The sequence below is a fragment of the uncultured Aquabacterium sp. genome (genome assembly GCF_947366995.1).
GTDB lineage: Bacteria > Pseudomonadota > Gammaproteobacteria > Burkholderiales > Burkholderiaceae_C > Aquabacterium.
The window spans coordinates 1-20,819 of record NZ_CANBCC010000050.1 but is presented as its reverse complement, the minus strand read 5'-3'; the positions used below and the strand labels follow the sequence as shown (position 1 = coordinate 20,819).

At 67.4% G+C, this 20,819-nt stretch carries 25 protein-coding genes; 6 read left to right on the top strand and 19 right to left on the bottom strand.

The genetic code is table 11. The features are described from left to right. Positions 1-114: 114 nt before the first annotated feature. The 3 genes from Q0Z44_RS13050 to Q0Z44_RS13040 are packed head-to-tail and all read right to left on the bottom strand — an operon-like array spanning position 115 to position 3,357. Positions 115-1,539 (bottom strand): sensor histidine kinase, encoded by a 1,425-nt coding sequence (locus tag Q0Z44_RS13050; protein ID WP_298013420.1) that lies wholly within the window; start codon positions 1,537-1,539, stop codon positions 115-117. A 13-nt stretch (positions 1,540-1,552) separates the two neighbouring features. Continuing rightward, the gene (locus Q0Z44_RS13045) at positions 1,553-2,221 is read right to left on the bottom strand and encodes a response regulator (RefSeq protein ID WP_109033947.1); all 669 of its coding nucleotides are present in this window, start codon (positions 2,219-2,221) and stop codon (positions 1,553-1,555) included. A 17-nt stretch (positions 2,222-2,238) separates the two neighbouring features. Continuing rightward, positions 2,239-3,357 (bottom strand): 3-deoxy-7-phosphoheptulonate synthase, encoded by a 1,119-nt coding sequence (locus Q0Z44_RS13040; protein WP_298013417.1) that lies wholly within the window; start codon positions 3,355-3,357, stop codon positions 2,239-2,241. A gap of 394 nt (positions 3,358-3,751) precedes the next feature. Between Q0Z44_RS13040 and Q0Z44_RS13035 the strand changes: the two genes are divergently transcribed. Genes Q0Z44_RS13035 through Q0Z44_RS13010 form a run of 6 tightly spaced genes read left to right on the top strand, consistent with a single transcriptional unit; the run spans position 3,752 to position 8,786 of the window. Further along, positions 3,752-4,576: an ABC transporter ATP-binding protein gene (locus tag Q0Z44_RS13035; RefSeq protein ID WP_298013415.1), complete on the top strand. Its 825-nt coding sequence runs from the start codon at positions 3,752-3,754 to the stop codon at positions 4,574-4,576. A 10-nt stretch (positions 4,577-4,586) separates the two neighbouring features. Next, on the top strand, positions 4,587-5,549 hold the full coding sequence (locus Q0Z44_RS13030; RefSeq protein WP_298013414.1) for an ABC transporter permease: 963 nt from the start codon (positions 4,587-4,589) through the stop codon (positions 5,547-5,549). Then, the gene (locus Q0Z44_RS13025; protein WP_298013412.1) at positions 5,546-6,742 is read left to right on the top strand and encodes an ABC transporter permease; all 1,197 of its coding nucleotides are present in this window, start codon (positions 5,546-5,548) and stop codon (positions 6,740-6,742) included. The genes Q0Z44_RS13030 and Q0Z44_RS13025 overlap by 4 nt, the downstream gene beginning before the upstream one ends. 52 nt (positions 6,743-6,794) lie before the next feature. Beyond that, positions 6,795-7,802, top strand: a complete 1,008-nt coding sequence (locus tag Q0Z44_RS13020) for an ABC transporter substrate-binding protein (protein WP_298013410.1) — start codon at positions 6,795-6,797, stop codon at positions 7,800-7,802. 4 nt (positions 7,803-7,806) lie between these two features. Then, a complete protein-coding gene (locus tag Q0Z44_RS13015) occupies positions 7,807-8,439 on the top strand; it encodes a TetR/AcrR family transcriptional regulator (protein WP_298013408.1) in 633 nt (210 codons plus the stop codon). A gap of 47 nt (positions 8,440-8,486) precedes the next feature. Continuing rightward, entirely contained in the window at positions 8,487-8,786 is a 300-nt protein-coding gene (locus Q0Z44_RS13010; protein ID WP_298013406.1) for a YkgJ family cysteine cluster protein, read from the top strand. An 18-nt stretch (positions 8,787-8,804) separates the two neighbouring features. Here Q0Z44_RS13010 and Q0Z44_RS13005 read toward each other — a convergent pair whose 3' ends face one another. The 16 genes from Q0Z44_RS13005 to rpsJ form a co-directional block, all read right to left on the bottom strand. Further along, positions 8,805-10,073: a Zn-dependent hydrolase gene (locus Q0Z44_RS13005; RefSeq protein WP_298013404.1), complete on the bottom strand. Its 1,269-nt coding sequence runs from the start codon at positions 10,071-10,073 to the stop codon at positions 8,805-8,807. A 25-nt stretch (positions 10,074-10,098) separates the two neighbouring features. Beyond that, on the bottom strand, positions 10,099-11,559 hold the full coding sequence (gene hydA / locus Q0Z44_RS13000; RefSeq protein WP_298013402.1) for a dihydropyrimidinase: 1,461 nt from the start codon (positions 11,557-11,559) through the stop codon (positions 10,099-10,101). 40 nt (positions 11,560-11,599) lie between these two features. Next, positions 11,600-12,904: an NAD-dependent dihydropyrimidine dehydrogenase subunit PreA gene (gene preA / locus Q0Z44_RS12995; RefSeq protein WP_294637639.1), complete on the bottom strand. Its 1,305-nt coding sequence runs from the start codon at positions 12,902-12,904 to the stop codon at positions 11,600-11,602. A 2-nt stretch (positions 12,905-12,906) separates the two neighbouring features. Continuing rightward, positions 12,907-14,226 carry an NAD(P)-dependent oxidoreductase gene (locus Q0Z44_RS12990; protein ID WP_298013439.1) on the bottom strand — a complete coding sequence of 440 codons (1,320 nt, stop codon included), beginning with the start codon at positions 14,224-14,226 and terminating at the stop codon, positions 12,907-12,909. A 331-nt stretch (positions 14,227-14,557) separates the two neighbouring features. Then, positions 14,558-15,064: a peroxiredoxin gene (locus tag Q0Z44_RS12985; protein ID WP_298013394.1), complete on the bottom strand. Its 507-nt coding sequence runs from the start codon at positions 15,062-15,064 to the stop codon at positions 14,558-14,560. 151 nt (positions 15,065-15,215) lie between these two features. Then, positions 15,216-15,485 carry a 30S ribosomal protein S17 gene (rpsQ, locus tag Q0Z44_RS12980; RefSeq protein ID WP_109033920.1) on the bottom strand — a complete coding sequence of 90 codons (270 nt, stop codon included), beginning with the start codon at positions 15,483-15,485 and terminating at the stop codon, positions 15,216-15,218. Next, complete coding sequence (gene rpmC / locus Q0Z44_RS12975; RefSeq protein WP_109033918.1) at positions 15,482-15,688, bottom strand: 50S ribosomal protein L29; 207 nt, start codon at positions 15,686-15,688, stop codon at positions 15,482-15,484. The genes rpsQ and rpmC overlap by 4 nt, the downstream gene beginning before the upstream one ends. A gap of 22 nt (positions 15,689-15,710) precedes the next feature. Then, positions 15,711-16,127 (bottom strand): 50S ribosomal protein L16, encoded by a 417-nt coding sequence (gene rplP / locus Q0Z44_RS12970; RefSeq protein WP_109033915.1) that lies wholly within the window; start codon positions 16,125-16,127, stop codon positions 15,711-15,713. A 2-nt stretch (positions 16,128-16,129) separates the two neighbouring features. Beyond that, the gene (rpsC, locus tag Q0Z44_RS12965; RefSeq protein WP_294637642.1) at positions 16,130-16,987 is read right to left on the bottom strand and encodes a 30S ribosomal protein S3; all 858 of its coding nucleotides are present in this window, start codon (positions 16,985-16,987) and stop codon (positions 16,130-16,132) included. Between the two features lie 13 nt (positions 16,988-17,000). Continuing rightward, the gene (gene rplV / locus Q0Z44_RS12960; protein ID WP_109033910.1) at positions 17,001-17,330 is read right to left on the bottom strand and encodes a 50S ribosomal protein L22; all 330 of its coding nucleotides are present in this window, start codon (positions 17,328-17,330) and stop codon (positions 17,001-17,003) included. Between the two features lie 12 nt (positions 17,331-17,342). Further along, entirely contained in the window at positions 17,343-17,618 is a 276-nt protein-coding gene (gene rpsS / locus Q0Z44_RS12955; RefSeq protein ID WP_058087407.1) for a 30S ribosomal protein S19, read from the bottom strand. A 13-nt stretch (positions 17,619-17,631) separates the two neighbouring features. Then, positions 17,632-18,456, bottom strand: coding sequence for a 50S ribosomal protein L2 (gene rplB / locus Q0Z44_RS12950; protein WP_298013391.1), 825 nt, complete (start codon positions 18,454-18,456; stop codon positions 17,632-17,634). Positions 18,457-18,458: 2 nt separating this feature from the next. Next, a complete protein-coding gene (gene rplW / locus Q0Z44_RS12945; protein WP_298013389.1) occupies positions 18,459-18,770 on the bottom strand; it encodes a 50S ribosomal protein L23 in 312 nt (103 codons plus the stop codon). Further along, positions 18,767-19,390, bottom strand: coding sequence for a 50S ribosomal protein L4 (gene rplD, locus Q0Z44_RS12940; protein WP_109033901.1), 624 nt, complete (start codon positions 19,388-19,390; stop codon positions 18,767-18,769). The genes rplW and rplD overlap by 4 nt, the downstream gene beginning before the upstream one ends. After that, on the bottom strand, positions 19,390-20,064 hold the full coding sequence (gene rplC / locus Q0Z44_RS12935) for a 50S ribosomal protein L3 (RefSeq protein WP_298013386.1): 675 nt from the start codon (positions 20,062-20,064) through the stop codon (positions 19,390-19,392). The genes rplD and rplC overlap by 1 nt, the downstream gene beginning before the upstream one ends. A 311-nt stretch (positions 20,065-20,375) precedes the next feature. Then, on the bottom strand, positions 20,376-20,687 hold the full coding sequence (gene rpsJ / locus Q0Z44_RS12930) for a 30S ribosomal protein S10 (RefSeq protein WP_035037922.1): 312 nt from the start codon (positions 20,685-20,687) through the stop codon (positions 20,376-20,378). Between the last annotated feature and the right edge of the window lie 132 nt (positions 20,688-20,819).

Sequence of the window (20,819 nt, the reverse complement as noted above, 5' to 3'; positions counted from 1 at the left end):
ATGCGCAAAGACCGGCTGCTGGGCATGAACTGTAGAAACCGGAGGCTTTCAACTGCCTTTCAATTCCGCCGGGGACAAACCCCAGGGTGCCTGCCCGCGTCAGCCAGGCTGCCGTCAGGCGCGGCCGGGATGGGGCCAGTGCAGCGTGACGGCAAAGGTGCCGCTGGCGCGCGCATCGATGTCGAGCGCACCGCCGTGGCGCTGGGCAATGCGCCGCGCAATCGCGAGGCCCAGGCCCGCGCCGCCCCGGCGGGCGCCCTGCCCGCGCACGAAGCGGCCGCCCTCGGCACCGCCGGCCTCACCCGCCAGCTGACGGTACAGCGCCTCGGGCACCGGGTCGCCCTCGCTGATCACGGTGATCGACCAGCCTGGCACGGGCCCCGGCATCCACCGGGCGCTGGCCGTCACCGGCGTGCCAGCGTGGCCATAGCGCAGCGCGTTGTCCAGCAGGTTGGACAATGCCTCGCGCCACAGCGTGGCATCGCCCTGGGCCACCAAGGCATCGGGCACCTCGACGCCCAGGTCGATGCGCCGCTGGCGCGCCCGGGTCAGAAGCGGGCGCGCCGTCTGCCGCAGCAGCTCGGCCAGATCGAAGTCGGCCCAGTGCGGCTCGGTGGCATCGCTGCGGGCGAGGCTCAGCAACTGGTTGGTGCTGCGCGTGGCGGCGTCGATCTGCTCGACGATGGCCTGCAGGCTGTCGCGCAGTTCGGCGTCGCCGCCCGCGGGTTCGGGCAGCAGGCGCAGCGCGTAGTCGGCCTGCGTGCGCAGCGTGGTCAGCGGCGTGCGCAACTGGTGAGAGGCATCGTCGAGAAACTGGCGCTGCTGGTCGGCAAGGGCCTGGCGGCGCGCCATCTGTGTGTTCACAGCCTGCACCAGCGGCTGCACCTCGCGCGGCAGGTCGGGCGCCTGCAGGGGCGACACATCGGCCGGATGCCGCTCGCGGACGCCGGCCTCCAGCCGTCCCAGCGGCCGCAGCACCCAGGACACCAGGGCCACCACCACGCCGACCAGCACCAGCAGCACCACGGCAGCGCGCAGCACACTGGTGCGCACGAACTGTGCGGCGAACTGCTCGCGCGAGCCCGCCTGCTCGGCCACCTGGATGACGACCGGCGTGTCGGGTCCCTTCGGGCCCTGCAGCTTGACCTGCGTGAGCAGCACACCCATGCGCACCCGCTCGCCCAGGTACTCGGCATCCGAAAATTGCGGGACGCCCGACCTGAGCACCGCGCCCTCCGGCAGCGGCAGGTCGAGGTTGCCCACCTCGACCAGGCCATCGCGCGAGGCCACGCGGAAATAGACATGCCCCGATGCCGTCAGCTCCAGCAACTCGAACAGGCGATAAGGCAACTCGACCGCCAGCCCACCGGAGGCCGTCGAGATGTTGGCTTCGATGGCCTTCAGCGCCCCCCGAATGGATCGGTCGTAGGCGCTGTTGGCGGACGCGAGCGCCTCGCGCTGCGTGAGCCACAGCTCGCCCGCGGAAATGAGCAGCATCAGCGGCAGCAGGCACAGCAGCAGCCGCTGGCGCAGGCTCATGGCCTGCTGACCGTCAGGCCGCCATTTCCAGCGCATAGCCCAGGCCGCGGTAGGTGACGATGGCCAGGCCCGTGCCCTCCAGCCGCTTGCGCAGCCGGTGCACCAGCACCTCGATCACGTCGGGCAGCACGTCGTCTTCGTCGGAAAACACCCGCGCGATGATCTGCGCCTTGGACATCGGCTCGCCCGTGCGCTGGATCAGCGCGCGCAGCACCGCGTGCTCGCGTGGCGACAGGTGCAGCGGCGCCTCGCTCAGCGAGAACTGTCGGCTGACGGTGTCGTACTGCAGCGGACCGCATGCCAGCCGGGGGTTGTCCGCCCCGCGTGCGCGGCGCACCAGCGCCATCAGGCGCGCTTCCAGCTCTTCCAGCGCGAACGGCTTGGCCAGGAAATCGTCCGCGCCCTGGTTGAGCGCCTGCACGCGCTCGGCCAGCGAGTCGCGCGCCGTGAGGATCAGCACCGGCAGCCTTCGGTCGCGGGCGCGCAGGCGCTGCAACAGCTGACGCCCCGTCAGCCCCGGCAGGCCGAGGTCGAGAATCAGCGCGTCGTAGTCGGTGTCGTCGAGCGCGCGCTCGGCCAGCTGCCCATCGTCCACCCAGTCCACCTGGGTGCCGGAGCGGGCGAGCGCCTTCGACAGCCACTCGCCCAGGGCATGCTCGTCTTCGGCCAGCAGCACGCGCATCGCGACCGCGTCCGTCTTCAGCGGGCGCGACGGGCGGCCACGGCCTGCGACAGCACTTCCAGCACCTTCTCGGAATCATCCCAGCCGATGCAGGCGTCGGTGATGGACTGGCCGTGGCACAACTTGGACGGGTCGTCCTTGCCCGGGGTGAACTTCTGGGCGCCGGCCACCAGGTGGCTCTCCACCATCACGCCGAACACCTGATGCGAACCACCGCGGATCTGGCCGGCGATGTCCTCGGCCACCAGCACCTGGCGCTCGTGCTGCTTGGAGCTGTTGGCGTGCGAGAAGTCGACCATCAGCGACGGGCGCAGCTTGGCGGCTTCCAGGTCCTTGCAGGCGGCGGCCACGCTGGCGGCGTCGTAGTTCGGGGCCTTGCCGCCGCGCAGGATCACGTGGCAGTCGGGGTTGCCGGCGGTTTCGACGATGGCGACCTGGCCGTTCTTGTGTACCGACAGGAAATGGTGCGGGCGGGCCGCGGCCTGGATGGCGTCGGTCGCGATCTTGATGTTGCCGTCGGTGCCGTTCTTGAAGCCGATCGGCGCCGAGATGCCCGACGACAGCTCGCGGTGCACCTGGCTTTCCGTGGTGCGCGCGCCGATGGCGCCCCAGCTGATCAGGTCACCGATGTACTGCGGCGAGATCACGTCGAGGAACTCGCTGGCCGCCGGCATGCCCAGGCGGTTGATCTCGACCAGCAGCTGGCGCGCGATGCGCAGGCCTTCGTCGATCTTGAACGACTCGTCCATGTACGGGTCGTTGATCAGGCCCTTCCAGCCCACCGTGGTGCGCGGCTTCTCGAAGTACACGCGCATCACGACTTCCAGCGTGTCGGCGTACTTCTCGCGCAGCGGCAGCAGCTTGCGGGCGTATTCCACCGCAGCAGCCGGATCGTGGATCGAGCACGGGCCGATGATGACCAGCAGGCGGTCGTCACGACCATGGATGATGTCGCCGATCGTGCGACGCGTGTCGGAGACCAGGGCCTCGACGGGCGTGCCGGAAATCGGGAAGAAGCGGATCAGGTGCTCGGGGGGGGGCAGCGGGGTCACGTTCTTGACGCGTTGATCATCTGTTTTCGACGTGGCATCGGCGGGCGGGACCCAGCCGGCGGCGGCGCTGGTGGAGGCATTCATCGGACTTCTTCCTTCGGCTGAACGGGTAAGGCGGGCAGAGGCAAAAAAAAAACCGCCGGTGGGGACCGGCGGTTTCGTCAGGATGTGGTGTGGTTCGCTCAGCAGCTTCCCACTCCTGCGCCGGTGTGTGGCGGGAGTTCAAAGAAGTACCAGTAAAAGCGGACCGTGTTCATGCCCGTCAATGTAGCACGACCCCTCGGGGGGAAGGCAAGCAGTTTTTTACCGGCTTGACCGCGGCAGGAATGAACAACTTGGTTCAAGTTGACCCTGCATGCACCATGGCGCGGCTTCCGGACGCCACTTCGGTGCACCAGACGCACCCACGGCATGGCATGGAACTCGCATTGAGTGCGACACCGAAACCTGACCACTCGGTCAACTTTCTGGCCACGCCATGAATGCACCAGAGATGCTCGCCACACTGAGCCCGTCGCCCCGGCCCGCCTATGGCCCGCCGGCCGTGCAGATCCAGAACGCCAGCGTCGTCTACCCCGCCGCCGACGCGCCGGTGCGCGCGCTGCACGAAGTCAACCTCGACATCCAGCAGGGTGAGTTCATCTCGCTGATCGGCCCCTCGGGCTGCGGCAAGACCACGCTGCTGCGCGTCATCGCCGACCTCGAACCCATCACCGCCGGCACCGTGCTGGTCAACGGCCTGAGCCCGCACGATGCCCGCCTTGCACGGGCCTATGGCTACGTGTTCCAGGCCCCGGCCCTGCTGCCTTGGCGCACCGTGCTGTCCAACGTCATGCTGCCACTGGAGATCCAGGGCCGCCTGCCCGAGGCCGCGCGCGAGATCGCCCGCGAGCAGCTTGCCCGCGTCGGCCTGGCCCAGTTCGAGAAGAAGTATCCGTGGCAGCTCTCCGGCGGCATGCAACAGCGCGTGTCGATTGCGCGGGCGTTGGGCTTTCAACCACGCCTGCTGATGATGGACGAGCCCTTCGGCGCGCTTGACGAGATCACGCGCGACGACCTCAACGTGCACCTGCAGGACCTGTGGCGCCGCGAGCAGCGCACCGTGGTCTTCGTGACCCACTCGATAGCCGAGGCGGTGTACCTGTCCACCCGCATCGTGGTGATGTCGCCGCGGCCCGGGCGCATCGTCAAGGTGATCGACTCGCCGCTGCCGGCCGAGCGCACACTGGCGCTGCGCGACACGCCCGAGTTCATGGCGCTGGCGCACGAGGTGCGCGAGGCGCTGGCCGATGGCCACCACTGAAAGGGCGGCGATGACCACCCCGACCGCCACCCTGCCCGCCGCTGCGCGCACGCGCCGGCCCGGCGCACCCGAGCCCGCGCTGAGCTGGGGCGCACGCACGGGCCCGGTCCTCGCCGTGACGCTGGCCGTGCTCGTGCTCTGGTACCTCGCGGCCATCGGGCTCAACGCACCAGGCGCCATTGAACGGGTGCTGGGCGGCCCCGATGGCACCTGGTCGGCCACGCAGCTGGTGCAGACCACCTGGGCCATGCAGCGCCCCATCCTGCCCGTGCCCCATCAGATCGCACTCGACATCTGGCACAGCGTGCGCGACTGGCCGATCGACAGCCCCCGCAACCTGCTGCTGCACGCCCGCACCACGGCCGAGGCCACACTGCTGGGCTTCGGCCTCGGCACGGCACTGGGCCTGCTGCTGGCCATCGGCATCGTGCATGCCCGCACGCTGGAGAAAGCCTTGCTGCCGTGGATCGTGGCCTCGCAGACGGTGCCGGTGCTGGCCATTGCGCCCATCGTGCTGGTGGTGCTGGGCAGCCTGGGCTTCACCGGCACGCTGCCCAAGGCGGTGATCGCGATGTACTTGTGCTTCTTCCCCGTCACGGTGGCCATGGTGCAGGGCCTGCGCTCGCCTCAGCGCATCGAGACCGAGCTGTTCCACACCTACGCGGCCAGCCGCTGGCAGGCACTGTGGGCGCTGCGCCTGCCGGCCTCCCTGCCGCACCTGTTTCCCGCGTTGCGCGTGGCCATTGCGGCCGGGCTGGTCGGCGCCATCGTGGCCGAGCTGCCCACCGGGGCGCAGGCAGGCCTGGGTGCGCGCCTGCTGACCAGCTCGTACTACGGCAACACCGTGCAGATCTGGTCCGCGCTGCTGATGTCGGCGGTGCTGGGCCTGGCCCTCACCGCGCTGGTCGGGCTGCTGGAGCGCGCCGTGCTGCGCCGCCACAGCCCGGCCGCACAAGGAAAGCTCAAGTCATGAGCCACCCCATTGCTTCCCCGTCCGCCGCGCGTGTGCGTCCCGATGCGCCGGGCGCGCTCCTCGCCGTGCTGGCCCTGGCGCTGCTGCTGCTGTCCCTGCCCTACCCGGCGCTGCAACTGGCTGGCGAAGACGGCTTCACGTTGAACCCCGTGGCCTGGTGGGCCGTGCAGACGGTGGCCCCCGGCTGGGTGGCGTGGGGCACCGGGCTGGCCACCGGTATGGCCGCGTTGCTTGCCTTGCGGGCCACGCCAGGTCGCGCCGCCACGCTGGCGCTCATGCTGCTGACGGTGGCGGCCCTTGGCGGCCTGATCGCGCTGACGCCCACCGAAGAGCAAGGCGCGGTCGGCAGCGGCTTCTGGCTGTGCACCGGCGCGGTCGCGCTGCTGGCCCTCGTCACCGTGGCCCGTGTGTCGGCCCTGCCGCTGCCCCGCGGGCTGGACGCCGCCAGCGCCCTGCTGTTCGGCCTGTGGGTGCTGCTGTTCTGGGAACTGCTGACCACCGCCTTTGCTGTGCCCCGCGTGCTGCTGCCGCCGCCGTCGTCGGTCGCGGTGGCGCTGTGGGCACACGCGGCCACACTGCGCGACGACCTGGTGCAAACCGTCGGCAAGGCCGTGCTGATCGGCTATGCGCTCGGATGCGGGCTGGGTGTGGCCGTCGGCATTGCGATCGACCGGCTGCCCTTTCTGCAACGGGGCCTGCTGCCGGTGGCCTCGCTGACCAGCACGGTGCCACTGGTGGGCGTGGCGCCCATTGCCGTGATGTGGTTCGGCTTCGACTGGCCCTCCAAGGCGGCCGTGGTCGTGCTGATGACCTTCTTTCCCGCGCTGATCAGCACGCTGGCCGGGCTGGGGGCGGCCGGCAAGCTCGAGCGCGAGCTGATGTTCTCCTACGCCGCGAGCGACCGGCGCACGCTGCTCGACCTGCGCCTGCCGGTGGCCCTGCCCTTCATCTTCAACGCGCTGAAGGTCAATGCCACGCTGGCCCTGATCGGCGCCATCGTCGCCGAGTTCTTCGGCTCGCCCACGGTGGGCCTGGGCTTTCGCATCTCGACCGAAGCCTCGCGCATGAACATGCCGCTGGTGTGGGCCACCATCGTGGTCGCCAGTGCGGTCGGCATGCTGGCCTATGCGCTGCTGGGCCGGCTCGAGCGCCGCGTCAACTTCTGGCATCCGGCCATCCGCGCCGCAGCCTGAACCCGTTCGTCTTCCCCACGTGTCTCCCTTCCCATCCCACAGGAGCCTTTCGATGAACCGTTCGCTGTCTTCCACGATCCGCCTGGCCATGCTGTCGGCCGCTGCGGCGCTCAGCCTGGGCGCGCAGGCCGCTGAAAAGGTCACGCTGCAGTTGAAGTGGGTGCCCCAGGCCCAGTTCGCCGGCTACTACGTTGCCCAGGCCAAGGGCTATTACAAGGACGCGGGGCTCGACGTCACCATCAAGCCGGGCGGCACCGACGTCTCGCCCGTGCAGGTGCTGGCCGGCAAGTCGGCCGACGTGATCGTGAACTGGATGCCGGATGCGCTGGCTGCGCGCGAAGCGGGCGTGCCGCTGGTCAACATCGCGCAGATCTTCGACAAGTCGGGCCTGATGCTGACCTGCAAGAAGGCCAGCGGCGTGAGCGCACCGAAGGACCTCAAGGGCAAGACGCTGGGCGTCTGGTATGGCGGCAACGAGTACCCCTTCCTGAGCTGGATGGGCAAGCTGAACCTGAAGCCCGGCAAGGACATCACCATCCTCAAGCAGGGTTTCAACGTCGACCCGCTGCTGCAGAACCAGGCTGCCTGCATCTCGACCATGATCTACAACGAGTACTGGCAGGTGGTCGATGCCGGCGTGAAGGAGTCCGACCTGGTCACCTTCTTCTACCAGGACCAGGGCGTGGCCTCGCTGGAAGACGGCCTGTACGTGCTGGCGCCCAACCTGCGTGACAAGGCCTTCGTGGCCAAGATGGCCAAGTTCCTGAAGGCCAGCTTCAAGGGCTGGAACGACGCGGTGAAGAACCCCGAAGAGGCCGCCAAGATCGTGGTGGCCAACGACACCTCGGGCAGCGCGAGCCTGGCCGTGCAGAAGCGCCAGATGGAGAACGTGGCCAAGCTCATCAGCAACGCCAACACGCCCAAGATCGGCTACCTGGACCCGGCCGCCTACGAGCGCACGATCAAGGTGCTGATGGCCGGCGGCAGCGACCCCGTCATCAAGAAGGATCCGGGCAAGGCCGCCATGACCCACCTGGTGTGGGAGCGGGCCGCAAAATGACGGCATGAGCAGCAGCGGCCCCACCAGCAAGAAGCAGATCCGCCAGGCCAACGAGTCGGCCATCCTGCGCGCCGCCGAGCGGGTGTTCGCCCGCGCGGGCTTCGAGGGCGCGACGATGGCCGACATCGCCGAAGAAGCCGGCCTGCCCAAGGCCAACCTGCACTACTACTTCGGCAACAAGCGCGAGCTGTACCGCGCCGTGCTGGATGCCGTGCTGCACGACTGGCTGGCGCCGCTCACCTGCGTCACCCCCGAGGCCGACCCGCGGGCGGCCCTGAGCGAGTACATCCGCCGCAAGATGGCCCTGGCCGCCGAGCGACCGGATGCCTCGCGCGTGTTCGCCAACGAACTGCTGCACGGCGCGCCCGTGGTGCTCGACCTGCTGCGCACCGACCTGCGTCAGCAGGTGCTGGACAAGGCCGCCGTGGTCGATGGCTGGGTGGCTGCCGGCCGCATGGCCCGCGTTGACAGCGTCCACCTCTTCTTCTCCATCTGGGCCACCACCCAGACCTACGCTGACTTCGACGTGCAGATCCGCGCGGTGCTGGGCAAGGACAGGCTGACGCCGCGGGACCGGCAACGCGCCTGCGACCACGTCGAGGCCCTGATCCTGCGCGGCTGTGGCCTGGCTGGCTAGAATGCGGGCCCGTTCCCGAACCGCCTTTCCCCCTCTGGTCTCGCACGATGGATTGCCAGCGCTGTGGCGCCTGTTGCGCCCACTACCGTGTGTCCTTCTACTGGGCTGAAGCCGACGATGCCCCGGGCGGCCATGTGCCCGTCGGCCTGACCGAACCGGTTTCCCCGCTGATGCGCTGCATGGCCGGCACGAACCACCGCTCTCCGCACTGTGGCGCGCTGCAAGGCCAGGTGGGCCAGCAGGTCGGATGCCGTATCTACGCCGACCGCCCCACGCCGTGCCGCGAAGTCCAGCCGGGCGACGCGCAGTGCCTGAAGGCGCGCGCAGCCCACGGGCTCACGGACTGAGCCTGCCCGGCTCAGCCTTCAGCCGACGACGCCGGCGCGATCCAGCATCGCGTGCATCAGCACGTTGCAGCCCGCCTCCAGGTGGGCCGGGTCGGCGTCCTCGATCTCGTTGTGGCTGATGCCGTCCTTGCACGGCACGAACACCATGCCGGCCGGCGCCAGGCGCGCCACGTACACGGCGTCGTGTCCCGCGCCGGACACGCACGGCATGCTGCTGTAGCCCAGCTGGGCGGCAGCCTCGCGCACCGCCTGCACGCACCCCGCCTCGAACGGCACGGCCGGGTAGTGCGACACCTCCCGGATGTCGACCTGCAGGCCGGTCTCGGCGGCCACACGGGCTGCGTAGGCGCGGATCTCAGCATCCATCTGGTCCAGCAGCTCGTTGCTCACGTTGCGCAGGTCCATCGAAAACGTCACGCGCCCGGGGATCACGTTGCGGCTGTTCGGGTGCACCTGCACCATGCCCACCGTGCCGCGTCCGTGGGGCTGGTGGCGCATCGCCACGGCCACCACCTCCTGCATGATCCGCGTGGCCGCCTGCAAGGCATCGCGCCGCAGGCCCATGGGCGTCGGGCCGGCATGCGCCTCCATGCCCGTCACCGTGCAGTCGTACCAGCGGATGCCCAGTACCGCCTCCACCACGCCGATGGTGATGCCGTGGTCCTCCAGCACCGGCCCCTGCTCGATGTGGGCCTCGAAGTAGGCGCCCACCGGATGCTGGCCCGGCACCTCGTCGCCGATGTAGCCGATGCGCTGCAGCTCGTCCTTCACCGTGAGGCCGTCGACATCCTTCGCGGCATAAGCGTGTTCCAGCGAAAAGGCCTTGGCAAACACGCCCGAGCCCATCATCACCGGCACGAAGCGCGAGCCTTCCTCATTGGTCCAGAACGCCACCTCGATCGGGGCCTCGGTTTCGATGCCGGCGTCGTTCAGCGTGCGCACCACCTCCAGCCCGGCCAGCACGCCATAGTTGCCATCGAACTTGCCGCCCGTGGGCTGGGTGTCGATGTGGCTGCCCGTCATGATGGGTGGCAGCGCATTGTTGCGCCCGGGGCGGCGCATGAAGACGTTGCCGATCTGGTCGACCGTGACGCTCATGCCAGCCTCGCGGGCCCAGCCGACCACCAGGTCTCGGCCCTGGCGGTCCAGGTCGGTGAGGGCCAGCCGGCAGACGCCGCCCTTGGCGGTGCCGCCGATCTGCGCCAGCGTCATCAGCGCGTCCCACAAGCGGGTGCCGTTGACGCGCAGGGCGCGCACGTCGCGCGCCTCGGTGGTGAGGGTGCTCATGGGGTGTCCTTTCAATGCATTCGGTTCAGGCGCTGCGCGCCACCGCGGTGGGCGCCTGCAGCGCCGCCTTGCGCGACAGCGCGTCGAACACCGGCCCGAACGGCGGGCGCTTGACGTAACGGCCGTGACCGGGCTCGGCGCGCAGGTCACCCTGCACGTACACCAGCCGGCCGCCGCTCAGCGTGTGGGTCGGGATGCCCGTCACCGTGCGCCCTTCGAAGATGTTGTGGTCGCCCTTCGAGTGCTGGGTGGCCACGGACAGCGTCTTGGTGCCGGCCGGGTCCCAGACGACCAGGTCGGCATCGGCGCCCTCAACCACGCAGCCCTTTCGCGGATAGATGTTGAACAGCCGGGCCGCGTTGGCCGAGGTCACCGCCACGAACTCCGAAGGCGTCAGGCGCCCGGTGTTCACGCCCTCGTCCCAGATCACGGCCAGCCGCTCCTCGATGCCGCCCGTGCCGTTCGGGATCTTGCTGAAGTCCAGCCGGCCCGCCGCCTTCTGCGCCGCACAGAAGGTGCAGTGGTCGGTCGCCGTGGTGTGCAGGTGCCCGGCCTGCAGGCCGCGCCACAGGGCGGCCTGGTGCTCGCGCGCGCGGAAGGGCGGACTCATCACATGCGCTGCCGCCACGGCGAAGTCGGGGTGGCGGTACACGCTGTCATCCACCACCAGGTGGCCGGCCAGCACCTCGCCATACACACGCTGGCCGCGGGCCCGCGCACGCGCAATGGCCTCGGCCGACTCGGCGCACGAGACGTGCACCACATAGATCGGCACGTTGAGCACATCCGCAATGGCGATGGCGCGCTGGGCCGCCTCGGCCTCCACCGCGGGTGGCCGCGACAGCGGGTGCCCTTCCGGCCCGGTGATGCCCTTGGCCTTCATCTCCTGCTGCAGCAGGAAGACCAGCTCGCCGTTCTCGGCATGGACGGTCGGCATCGCGCCCAGCTCCAGCGCGCGACGGAAGCTGTTCACCAGCGTCTCGTCGTCGGCCATGATGGCGTTCTTGTACGCCATGAAGTGCTTGAAGCTGTTGACGCCCTCCTCGTGCACCAGGGTGCCCATGTCGGCGCGCACGGACTCGTCCCACCACGTGATCGCCACGTGAAAGCTGTAGTCCGCAGCAGCCTTCTCCGCCCAGCCTCGCCACATGCGGTAGGCGTCCATCAGCGGCTGCTGGGGGTCGGGGATCACGAAGTCGATGATGCTCGTGGTGCCCCCGGCCAGCCCGGCCGCCGTGCCCGTGTAGAAGTCATCGGCCGTCACCGTGCCCATGAAGGGCAGCTGCATGTGGGTGTGCGGGTCGATGCCCCCGGGCATCACGTACTGCCCGCCCGCATCCACCACGGTGGCGCCGGGCGGGGCAGCGAGGTCTGCGCCGACGGCCTGGATGCGGCCGTCGACACACAGCACATCGGCCCGCTGCTCGCGGTCCGCGTTGACCACGGTGCCGCCCCGGATCAGGACGGTGCTGGCGGTGTCGCTCATGGTGTGCTCCTTGCGAAAAGGTGAATCAGGCCAGGCACGATCAGGCCGTCGCGGCCATCGGGTTGTTCGGGTGGGCCGTCCAGTTCAGCGGCTCGGCCTTCACCGGCTCACCGGTGCGCTGGTCGATCTCGCCCGGCACCAGGTGGCGCAGCGTGATGCACTCCTCCACCGGGCAGACCGACACGCACAGGTTGCAGCCCACGCACTCCTCTTCCTTGACCTCGAAGTGGCGCACGCCATCCTTGATCGCGGTGATGGCCTGGTGCGAGGTGTCTTCGCACACCACATGGCAGCGCCCACACGAGATGCACTTGTCCTGGTCGATCACCGCCTTGGACACGTGGTTCAGGTTCAGGAACTTCCAGTCGCTCACCGTGGGCACGGCGCGGCCCACCAGCTCATCGAGTGAGCGGATGCCCATCTCGTCCATGTAGTTGCTCAGCCCGTCGGTCAGGTCCTGCACGATCTTGAAGCCGTGCACCATGGCCGCCGTGCACACCTGCACCGTGCTGGCGCCCAGGGCGATGAAATCCAGCGCGTCACGCCAGGTGCTCACGCCGCCGATGCCCGAGATCGGCAGGCCGCGCGTTTCCGGCGTGCGCGCGATCTCGGCCACCATGTTCAGCGCGATGGGCTTGACCGCCGGCCCACAGTAGCCACCGTGCGAGCCCATGCCCGCCGTGCTGGGCACCATGGTCAGCGTGGCCGGGTCCACCCCCATGATGGAGTTGATCGTGTTGATCAGCGACACCGCGTCGGCCCCGCCGCGCTTGGCCGCCTGCGAGGGCTGACGGATGTCGGTGATGTTGGGCGTGAGCTTGACGATCACCGGCATGCGCGAGTACTGCTTGCACCACGCTGTCACCATCTCGATGTACTCGGGAACCTGGCCCACCGCCGCGCCCATGCCACGCTCGCTCATGCCATGGGGGCAACCGAAGTTCAACTCGATGCCATCGGCCCCGGTGTCCTCCACCATGGGCAGGATGCGCTTCCACGAGGCCTCGTTGCACGGCACCATCAGCGAGACCACCATGGCCCGGTCCGGCCAGTCACGCTTGACCTGGCGGATCTCGTCGAGGTTGACCTGCAGCGGCCGGTCCGAGATCAGCTCGATGTTGTTGAAGCCGAGCACGCGCCGGTCGGGCGACAGCAGCGTGCTGTAGCGCGGCCCGCTGACGTTGACCACCGGCGGGTCCTCGCCCAGCGTCTTCCACACCACGCCGCCCCAGCCAGCTTCAAAGGCGCGGATGACGTTGTAGGCCTTGTCGGTCGGCGGCGCCGAGGCCAGCCAGAACGGGTTCGGGCTGTGGATGCCCACGAAGTTGCTGCTCAGGTCTGCCATGTTCAGGCCTCCGCTTGGAAAGATGCGTGGATGCTCAGGGCGGCCTGCTTGCCGTCCTCGACCGCTTCGACCGTCAGGTCGCGTCCGCCGGCGCGGCAGTCGCCGCCCGCCCAGACGCCCGGCAGCGACGTGCGCCCGTGGCCGTCGACCGACAGGCGCCCCTCCTGCAGGACCAGCCCGGCGTCGACCCACGGCGCCGCTTCGAACAACTGGCCAATGGCCTTGAGCACCATGTCGGCCGCCAGGTCGACGTGCCGCCCGGTGGGCTGAACACGTCCATCCTGCGGAGCCTGCTCCTGAAAGCGCACCCCGGTCACGTGGCCGCCTTCACCCAGCAGCATCTCCGGCGCCAGCCAGTGGCGGATCGTCACGCCGTGCGTCTGCGCCCATTCCTGCTCCACGCGCGACGCCGACATCGCCTCGGGCCCGCGGCGGTACACCATCGTGACCTCGTCGGCGCCCAGCAGCCTGGCCTGCACGGCGGCGTCCACCGCCGTCATGCCACCGCCGATCACCACCACGCGACGCCCCACCGGCAGCGTCGACAGGTCGGCCGTCTGGCGCAGCCGGGCGATGAAGGCCACCGCATCCTCGACACCGCTCAGTTCGGTCTCGCCGGGCAGCCCCAGTTGCCGCACGGCCCCGAGCCCCAGCCCCAGGAAGACGGCGCTGTGCGTCTTGCGCAGTTCGTCCAGATCGGCCGCCGTGCGCAGCGCCCAGCCCGTGCGCACCGTGATCCCGCCGATGCTCAGCAGCCAGGCGATCTCCCGCTGCGCGAAGTCGCCCGCCGTCTTGTAGCTGGCCAGTCCGTACTCGTTGAGGCCGCCAGCCTTGTCATGGGCGTCGTACACGGTCACGTCATGGCCCAGGCGGGCCAGCGTGTGCGCGCAGGCCATGCCCGCGGGCCCGGCGCCCACCACCGCCACCTTGCGCCCCGTGGAGGGGGCACGCGTGAAGAGCGGCGCCACACCGTCCTGCATCACCGCGTCCACGGCATGGCGCTGCAGGCGGCCGATCTCGATGGGCTTGCCCTGCTGCGTGTTGCGCACACAGACCTGCTCGCACAGCTCCTCGGTGGGGCACACCCGGGCGCACATGCCGCCCAGCGGGTTGGCCTCCAGGATGGTCTTTGCCGCACCGCGCAGGTTGCCATCGGCAATGCGGTGGATGAAGGTCGGCACGTCGATCCCGGTCGGGCATGCCGTCTGGCACGGCGCATCGTGACAGTACAGGCAGCGCTCGGCCTCGATCACCGCCTGCATCGGCGTCAACGGGGGCGTTTCGGCGGCGCCGAAGCGTTCGGCGTAGGCGGTCGCTGGCAGTCGACCGGCCTGGACATCGGGACAGGGGCTCGCGGACACGGGGGGCTCCTTTGACTCAACATCCTGACCAATTGGTCAGGTTCTTGGGTCGGGTGTATGCGCAAACCGTGCCAGGGCCTTGCGCCCCTCGGCTTCCTGCGTGCGACGCCCCTGCGGTGATCTGACGCACCGCTCTCGGGCAAGTGACGCCCCCGACTCCGTCCACGCCGCACCAACGCAGCGCAAGGGATGCACCACCACCGGCATGAAAAAAGGCGCTGCCACCGGCAACGCCTTGTTCTCGGACCGGGAGGGCCCGGCCGTCGCGTCGGTCGCCGAAGCGACCGCGCGCTCAGCCCTTGATCTGCTTGAGCAGCGTGTCCGCGTCGCTCACGGCGTAACCACCGCCCTTCTCGTCGTTCAGCGCGGTCACGACGCCGTCCTTGACCAGCATCGAGTAGCGGCCCGAGCGCAAGCCCAATCCCTTGGCCGTCAGGTCCAGCACCAGACCGGTCGCCTTGGCGAACTCGGCGCTGCCATCGGCCATGAAGCGCACCTTGCCGGCCGCCTTCAGCTCTCGGCCCCACGCGCCCATCACGAACGCATCGTTCACCGACACGCACCAGATCTCGTCCACGCCGGCTGCCTTGAATGCGTCTGCCTGGGCGATGTAGCCGGGCGCATGCTGGGCCGAGCACGTCGGCGTGAAGGCACCCGGCAGACCGAAGATGGCGACGGTCTTGCCGGCCGCTTCCTTCTGCACGTCAAAGGCGTTGGGGCCGAGGCTGCAGCCGTTGCCTTCCACCTCGATGTACTCGAACAGGGTCGCGGCAGGCAGCTTGTCACCAACTTGGATCATGGGAAGGTCTCCGGAGAAAAGAGGGGGTTGAAATGAAAAAAACCGGCCACCAGTATGACTGGCAGGCCGGTTTTCCGGGACGACACCAAGGTTTTGGCCCCGGCGTCGTCGGGGCGATCCCGCATTCAGCGGGATCGATCACGCACGGTGATCAGATCGCCGGAGCCTTCTCGACCAGACGGGACACAACCCAGCTCTTGGTCTTCGACAGCGGACGGCTTTCCGTGATCTCGACGACGTCACCGAGCTTGAACTCGTTGTTCTCGTCGTGAGCATGGTACTTACGCGACTTGGCCACGATCTTGCCGTAGAGCTCGTGCTTCACACGACGCTCGACGAGCACGGTCACGGTCTTGTTGCGGGCGTCCGAGACGACCTTGCCAACCAGGCTGCGAACCACTTTGGTTTGAGCTTCCGTCATTGGGCGGCTCCTTCCTTCTTCTTCTGAGCCAGGATCGTCTTGGCGCGAGCGATGTCGCGACGAGTCTTGCCCAGAGCAGAGGTGTCGTTGAGCTGCTGGGTCCCACGCTGCATGCGCAGGTTGAAGTGGGCCTTCAGCAGGTCCTTGATTTCGGTTTCCAGTGCGGCCACATCCTTGGCGCGCAATTCAGAGGCTTTCGCCATGTCTTTCTCCTTGCGCGTCAAATCAGATGCCGAACTCGCGACCGACGAAGGTCGTGCTCAGCGGCAGCTTGGCGGCAGCCAGCTTGAACGCTTCGCGTGCGAGTTGCTCGGGCACACCCTGGATCTCGTACAGCACCTTGCCGGGCTGGATCTCAGCCACGTAGTACTCCACGTTACCCTTGCCGTTACCCATACGGACTTCAGCCGGCTTGTTCGAGATCGGCTTGTCCGGGAAGATCCGGATGAAGATCCGACCACCACGCTTCACGTGACGCGAGATGGCACGACGGGCCGCTTCGATCTGGCGAGCGGTGATGCGACCACGCTCGGTCGCCTTCAGGCCGAAATCGCCGAAGGACACGTCGGCGCCACGGGTGGCGACACCCGTGTTACGGCCTTTGTGCTCCTTGCGGAACTTGCGACGATTAGGTTGCAGCATGTTTATTCTCCTTTCGCTTCGGCAGCCGGAGCAGCCTTGCGAACGCGGGCACCGGCGCCAGCGGCGGCAGCCTTGTCGCTGCCGTCAGCCGGAGCGCCATCGGCGCGCGGGGCACCACGGCCGGCACCACCACGCGGACCACGACGGTCGTTCGGGCGGTCGCCACGGGGGCCACGGCGGTTGCGACGGTCGTCTTCGCGGTCGTCACCCTTGAGCACCGGAGCCTCGCCATTGGCCAGGCGGTCGCCACGGTAGACCCAGACCTTCACACCGATCACACCGTAGGTGGTGTGGGCTTCGGAGAAGCCATAGTCGATGTCGGCCTTGAGGGTGTGCAGAGGCACGCGGCCTTCGCGATACCACTCGGTACGGGCGATTTCGATGCCGTTCAGACGGCCGGCGGACATGATCTTGATGCCCTGGGCGCCCAGACGCATCGCGTTCTGCATCGCGCGCTTCATGGCACGACGGAACATGATGCGCTTTTCCAGCTGCTGCGTGATCGAGTCGGCGATCAGCTGAGCATCGACTTCCGGCTTGCGGACTTCTTCGATGTTCACCGACACCGGCACGTTCAGGCGCTTGGCCAGCTCGACCTTCAGGTTTTCGATGTCTTCGCCCTTCTTGCCGATCACCACGCCCGGACGAGCCGAGAAGATGGTGATGCGTGCGCTCTTGGCGGGACGCTCGATCAAGATGCGCGACACAGCCGCGTTCTTGAGCTTCTTCTTCAGGAATTCGCGGACTTCCAGGTCTTCAGCCAGCATCGAGGCGAAATTGCGGTTGGTGGCGTACCAACGCGATGCCCAGTTGCGGGTGACGGCCAGGCGGAAGCCGGTCGGATGGATTTTCTGTCCCATGATCAGCCTCTGCTTAGTTGCCCACGGTCACATAGATGTGGCAGGTCGGCTTGCTGATGCGGTTGCCGCGGCCCTTGGCACGTGCGGTGAAACGCTTCAGCGTGGCGCCTTGCTCCACATAAATGGTCTTGACCTTCAGTTCGTCGATGTCAGCGCCGTCGTTGTGCTCGGCGTTGGCGATCGCAGATTCCAGTGCCTTCTTGATGATGCCGGCAGCCTTCTTCTGGGTGAACTCGAGGATGTTGAGGGCCTGATCGACCTTCTTGCCACGGATGAGATCGGCCACCAGTCGACCCTTGTCGACCGACAGACGAACGCCGCGAACGATTGCTTTCGTTTCCATCGCAGCTGCTCCTTATTTCTTGGCTTTCTTGTCGCCAGGGTGACCCTTGAACGTACGGGTCAGGGCGAACTCGCCGAGCTTGTGGCCGACCATCTGGTCCTGGATGTACACGGGCACGTGCTGCTTGCCGTTGTGCACAGCAATGGTCAGGCCGATGAACTCAGGCAGGATGGTCGAGCGACGCGACCAGGTCTTGACAGGCTTCTTGTCCTTGGTGGACACAGCCTTCTCAACCTTGGCCAGCAGATGGTGATCCACGAAGGGACCCTTTTTCAGAGAACGAGCCATTTCAGCCTACCTCTTACTTCTTGCGACGCGAAACGATGAACGTCTGCGTGCGCTTATTGTTGCGGGTGCGGTAGCCCTTGGTCATCGTGTTCCACGGCGACACAGGGACCTGACCTTCACCAGTACGGCCCTCGCCACCACCGTGCGGGTGGTCGACAGGGTTCATGGCGACGCCGCGCACGGTCGGGCGGATGCCCTTCCAGCGGATGGCACCGGCCTTACCGTATTGACGCAGGCTGTGCTCTTCGTTGCTCACCTCACCGAGGGTGGCGCGGCATTCGATGTGCACCTTGCGGACTTCACCCGAGCGCAGACGGATCTGGGCGTAGGTGCCTTCGCGGGCCATCAGAACAGCCGAGGTACCAGCCGAACGAGCGATCTGACCGCCCTTGCCAGGCAGCAGTTCGATGTTGTGGATGGTCGAGCCCACGGGGATGTTGCGGATGGGCAGCGTGTTGCCGGCCTTGATCGGGGCTTCCGAGCCGCTGATCACGGTGGCGCCAGCAGCCAGGCCGCGCGGAGCGATGATGTAGCGACGCTCGCCGTCGGCATAGCACACCAGAGCGATGTGAGCCGTGCGGTTCGGGTCGTACTCGATGCGTTCCACCTTCGCGGGGATGCCATCCTTGTTGCGCACGAAGTCGACCACGCGGTAGTGGTGCTTGTGACCACCGCCCTTGTGGCGCATCGTGATGCGACCGTTGTTGTTGCGGCCGGCATTCTGCTTCTGGGGTTCCAGCAGCGAAGCTTCCGGCTTGCCCTTGTGGAGGTGCTTGTGCACCACCTTCACCACGCCACGGCGGCCGGGCGAGGTCGGTTTGACTTTGACGACAGCCATGATTACGCGGCCTCCCCGGAGAAGTTCAGCTCTTGACCGTCCTTCAGGGCCACGAAGGCCTTCTTGACGTGGTCACGACGGCCGATGCGGCCACCGAAGCGCTTGGTCTTGCCCTTCTGGTTCAGGACTTGCACCGACTTCACTTCGACCTTGAACAGCAGCTCGACAGCGGCCTTGATCTCGGGCTTGGTGGCGTCGCGCAGCACCTTGAACATCACCTGGCCCCGTTCGGCGGCGCTGGTGGCCTTCTCCGACACGATCGGAGCGACCAGCACCTGCATCAGGCGGCCTTCATCGAATTTCAGAGTGCTCATGCGAACATCTCCTGCAGCTTGGCGATCGCGCCCTTGGTCACGAGGACCTTCTTGTAGAAGACCAGCGACAGGGGATCGGCGTAACGGGGCTCGACAACCAGCACGTTCGGCAGGTTGCGCGAGGCCAGTGCCAGGTTGTCGTCGACGGTGTCGGCGATCACCAGCACGTGGTCCAGGTTCAGGGCCTTCAGCTTGGCGGCCAGCAGCTTGGTCTTCGGGGCTTCGATCGAGATCGAGTCCACCACGGCCAGGCGGCCTTCACGGGCCAGCTGCGAGAAGATGGCGGCCATGCCGGCGCGGTACATCTTCTTGTTGACCTTGTGGGTGAAGTTTTCGTCCGGGCTGTTCGGGAAAATCCGACCACCCCCACGCCACAGCGGCGAGGACGACATACCGGCACGAGCGCGGCCCGTACCCTTTTGACGCCACGGCTTCTTCGTGGTGTGCTTGACCGTCTCACGGTCCTTCTGAGCACGGGTACCTTGACGGGCGTTGGCCTGGTAGGCCACGACCACCTGGTGCACCAGGGCTTCGTTGTATTCACGACCGAACACGACGTCAGAGGCTTCCACCTTGGCGGTGGCCTGACCTTGTTCGTTCAGGAGCTCGAGCTGCGCCATCAGTTGGCTCCTTTCTTGAGCTTGACCTTCACGGCCGGACGCACGGTGACAAAGCCACCCTTGGCGCCGGGCACAGCACCCTTGACCAGCAGCAGTTGACGGGCTTCGTCAACGCGCACGATGTCGAGGTTCTGCGTGGTCACGGTCTCGTCACCCATGTGACCAGACATGCGCTTGCCGGGGAACACGCGGCCAGGATCCTGGGCCATCGAGATGGAGCCCGGGACGTTGTGCGAACGCGAGTTACCGTGCGAGGCGCGCTGCGAACCGAAGTTGTGGCGCTTGATCGTGCCGGTAAAGCCCTTACCGATCGAGGTGCCCTGCACGTCGACCATCTGGCCAGCCTGGAACAGGGCGGCCGGGGCGATGGTGGCGCCAGCCTTGTATTCGGCAGCGACTTCCGCGGCAACGCGGAATTCCTTGACGAACTCACCGGCTTCGACGCCGGCCTTGGCCAGGTGACCAGCTTCAGGCTTGGTCACACGCGATGCCTTGCGGGCACCGAACACCACCTGGAGGGCGGTGTAGCCGTCGGTCTCAACGGTTTTGACCTGAGCCACGCGGTTGTTGGACACATCCAGCACCGTCACGGGCACGGCGTCGCCGTCGTCCGTGTAGATGCGCATCATGCCCACCTTGCGGCCCAGCAATCCGAGGCGATTGCTAAGACTCATGGTTTTTCTCCAGCCCCACATGGGGGCCTTTTACACATACCCGACAACGATTGGCCGGGCTGACTGGGGTGGTGGCCGCCGGGCGACCACCGTCGAGTTTCCACACTGCCCGGGCCACCCACCACCATCCGAAAGACGGCAACGCGCGACCCGCCCAATGCGGGAAAGCCCACGACTATATCAAACGCTGCATTTCCGTGCAAGCGGCGGATGACGCGAACCACCAGCGCCCTGCCGGAAAAGAGAAAAGGCCTCCGAAGAGGCCTTTGCGTCGGGACGCCTGCTGCCAATGGCCTCAGGCGCCAGCCACATCACTGCAGCTTGATCTCGACGTCCACGCCAGCGGGCAGGTCCAGCTTCATCAGGGCGTCAACCGTCTTGTCGGTCGGGTCGACGATGTCCATCAGACGCTGGTGCGTGCGGATCTCGAACTGGTCGCGCGAGGTCTTGTTGACGTGCGGCGAACGCAGGATGTCGAAGCGCTGCAGGCGGGTCGGCAGGGGCACGGGGCCCTTGACGATGGCGCCGGTGCGCTTGGCGGTTTCGACGATTTCAGCCGACGACTGGTCGATCAGCTTGTAATCGAAGGCCTTCAGGCGGATGCGGATCTTCTGTTGTGCCATGACACACTTCCTTCAATCAAAAGAACGATGACGTCCGCCCCACCGGAGGCCGGCAAGGCGGACAGGTGTCATGTCGATTACTCGATGATCTTGGCAACCACGCCGGCGCCGACGGTACGACCGCCTTCACGG

Coding starts and splice junctions, on each gene's coding strand:
- Q0Z44_RS13010 (WP_298013406.1), top strand. CDS start 8,487: ATGGATTGCCAGCGCTGTGGCGCCTGTTGCGCCCACTACCGTGTGTCC.
- preA (WP_294637639.1), bottom strand. CDS start 12,904: ATGGCAGACCTGAGCAGCAACTTCGTGGGCATCCACAGCCCGAACCCG.
- rpmC (WP_109033918.1), bottom strand. CDS start 15,688: ATGGCGAAAGCCTCTGAATTGCGCGCCAAGGATGTGGCCGCACTGGAA.
- rplC (WP_298013386.1), bottom strand. CDS start 20,064: ATGAGTCTTAGCAATCGCCTCGGATTGCTGGGCCGCAAGGTGGGCATG.
- Q0Z44_RS13035 (WP_298013415.1), top strand. CDS start 3,752: ATGAATGCACCAGAGATGCTCGCCACACTGAGCCCGTCGCCCCGGCCC.
- Q0Z44_RS13030 (WP_298013414.1), top strand. CDS start 4,587: ATGACCACCCCGACCGCCACCCTGCCCGCCGCTGCGCGCACGCGCCGG.
- rplV (WP_109033910.1), bottom strand. CDS start 17,330: ATGGAAACGAAAGCAATCGTTCGCGGCGTTCGTCTGTCGGTCGACAAG.
- Q0Z44_RS13020 (WP_298013410.1), top strand. CDS start 6,795: ATGAACCGTTCGCTGTCTTCCACGATCCGCCTGGCCATGCTGTCGGCC.
- Q0Z44_RS12985 (WP_298013394.1), bottom strand. CDS start 15,064: ATGATCCAAGTTGGTGACAAGCTGCCTGCCGCGACCCTGTTCGAGTAC.
- Q0Z44_RS13050 (WP_298013420.1), bottom strand. CDS start 1,539: ATGAGCCTGCGCCAGCGGCTGCTGCTGTGCCTGCTGCCGCTGATGCTG.
- Q0Z44_RS13015 (WP_298013408.1), top strand. CDS start 7,807: ATGAGCAGCAGCGGCCCCACCAGCAAGAAGCAGATCCGCCAGGCCAAC.
- Q0Z44_RS13040 (WP_298013417.1), bottom strand. CDS start 3,357: ATGAATGCCTCCACCAGCGCCGCCGCCGGCTGGGTCCCGCCCGCCGAT.
- rplD (WP_109033901.1), bottom strand. CDS start 19,390: ATGGCGCAGCTCGAGCTCCTGAACGAACAAGGTCAGGCCACCGCCAAG.
- rpsC (WP_294637642.1), bottom strand. CDS start 16,987: ATGGGACAGAAAATCCATCCGACCGGCTTCCGCCTGGCCGTCACCCGC.
- rpsS (WP_058087407.1), bottom strand. CDS start 17,618: ATGGCTCGTTCTCTGAAAAAGGGTCCCTTCGTGGATCACCATCTGCTG.
- rplB (WP_298013391.1), bottom strand. CDS start 18,456: ATGGCTGTCGTCAAAGTCAAACCGACCTCGCCCGGCCGCCGTGGCGTG.
- rplW (WP_298013389.1), bottom strand. CDS start 18,770: ATGAGCACTCTGAAATTCGATGAAGGCCGCCTGATGCAGGTGCTGGTC.
- rpsQ (WP_109033920.1), bottom strand. CDS start 15,485: ATGACGGAAGCTCAAACCAAAGTGGTTCGCAGCCTGGTTGGCAAGGTC.
- rpsJ (WP_035037922.1), bottom strand. CDS start 20,687: ATGGCACAACAGAAGATCCGCATCCGCCTGAAGGCCTTCGATTACAAG.
- hydA (WP_298013402.1), bottom strand. CDS start 11,559: ATGAGCGACACCGCCAGCACCGTCCTGATCCGGGGCGGCACCGTGGTC.
- Q0Z44_RS13025 (WP_298013412.1), top strand. CDS start 5,546: ATGAGCCACCCCATTGCTTCCCCGTCCGCCGCGCGTGTGCGTCCCGAT.
- Q0Z44_RS13045 (WP_109033947.1), bottom strand. CDS start 2,221: ATGCGCGTGCTGCTGGCCGAAGACGAGCATGCCCTGGGCGAGTGGCTG.
- Q0Z44_RS13005 (WP_298013404.1), bottom strand. CDS start 10,073: ATGAGCACCCTCACCACCGAGGCGCGCGACGTGCGCGCCCTGCGCGTC.
- rplP (WP_109033915.1), bottom strand. CDS start 16,127: ATGCTGCAACCTAATCGTCGCAAGTTCCGCAAGGAGCACAAAGGCCGT.